Below are 1,447 nucleotides of genomic sequence, written 5' to 3'. Positions count from 1 at the left end.
AGCTCGGTCCCGGGGATCCTCTAGAGTCGGTCGATGTTGGCGCGGCTCTGGTCGACGTAGCTGATCTTGACCGTCTCGCCGACCTTCAGATCGCCGCCGTCGAGCGGCTCCAGCCCCACGATCGTCTTGAAGAGCGTCGTCTTGCCGACACCGTTGGGGCCGATGACGCCCACGATGCCGTTCGGCGGCAGGCTGAAGCTCAGGCCGTCGATCAGGGAACGATCGCCGAACCCCTTCTGCAGCTTCTTGGCTTCGATGACCACACTGCCCAGGCGCGGACCGGCCGGGATCTGGATCTCTTCGAAGTCGAGCTTGCGCGTGCGCTCCGCCTCGGCGGCCATCTCCTCGTATCGGGCGAGGCGGGCCTTCGACTTCGTCTGCCGTCCCTTCGCCGAGGAACGGACCCACTCGAGCTCGTCCTTCAGGCGTTTGGCGAGCTTCGCGTCCTTCTTGCCCTGGATGTCGAGGCGTTCTGCCTTCTTCTCGAGATAGGTCGAGTAGTTGCCCTCATAGCCGATCAGTCGACCGCGATCGACCTCCGCGATCCACTCCGCGACATTGTCCAGGAAGTACCGGTCGTGGGTGATGGCGATGACCGCGCCCTTGTAGGACTGCAGGTGCTGTTCGAGCCAGAGAACGCTCTCCGCGTCGAGGTGGTTGGTGGGCTCGTCCAGCAGCAGCAGGTCGGGCTTCTGCAGCAGCAGCTTCGCCAGTGCCACCCGGCGGCGCTCGCCTCCGGAGAGCTTGGTCACGGGCTCGTCCGCGGGCGGGGTTCGCAGCGCGTCCATGGCCTGCTCGAGCTGCGAGTCGAGGTCCCAGCCGTCGGCCGCGTCGATCTCTTCCTGCAGCACGCCCATTTCGGCCAGCAGGGCATCGAAATCCGCATCCGGGTCGGCCATCAGCGCGGAGATCTCGTTGAAGCGATCGAGCTTGGCCTTGATGGCTACGCCGTCCTGGATGTTCTCCAGGACGGTCTTGGTCTCGTCGAGCTCGGGCTCCTGCATCAGGATGCCGACGGTGAAGCCCGGCGTCAGCTTCGCCTCCCCGTTCGACGGTGCGTCGAGACCGGCCATGATCTTCAGGATCGTCGACTTGCCGGCGCCGTTGGGGCCGACCATGCCGATCTTGGCCCCGGGGAGGAACGCCATCGTGACGTCGTCGAGGATGAGCTTCTCGCCCACCGCTTTGCGGGCACGGACCATGGAGTAGATGTATTCCATACGACCTATTGCTAACCTTCCACGCATGACGAACGCCAAGAACAAACGTCCTCGGGCCGTGCTCTACTCGCGACTCTCGCGTTCAACCATCGAGTCTACGTCGATGACGGGCCAGCGCGACGACCTCTACACCCTTGCCGAGCGAGAGGGATGGGACATCGTCGCGGCCTTCGACGATGAGGGTAAGAGTGGAGGGCGCAAGCGGGAGAACGCCGAAGAGGCCCTGC

At 64.6% G+C, this 1,447-nt stretch carries 1 protein-coding gene and 1 pseudogene; one reads left to right on the top strand and one right to left on the bottom strand.

Annotation, left to right across the window (positions count from 1 at the left end):
* Positions 1-29 precede the first annotated feature (29 nt).
* Positions 30-1,220, bottom strand: a pseudogene (gene ettA, locus I5I_RS12345) (energy-dependent translational throttle protein EttA); the annotation flags it as partial.
* 25 nt (positions 1,221-1,245) lie between these two features.
* On the opposite strand from ettA, the gene I5I_RS12340 reads away from it, so the two are divergent.
* Positions 1,246-1,447: recombinase family protein (locus tag I5I_RS12340; protein ID WP_036320071.1), on the top strand; the 202-nt coding region annotated here is incomplete at its 3' end.

Source organism: Microbacterium sp. B24 (assembly GCF_000333415.1).
GTDB lineage: Bacteria > Actinomycetota > Actinomycetes > Actinomycetales > Microbacteriaceae > Microbacterium.
The sequence above is the reverse complement of the archived record's forward strand: the minus strand, read 5'-3'. Positions and strand labels throughout refer to the sequence as shown.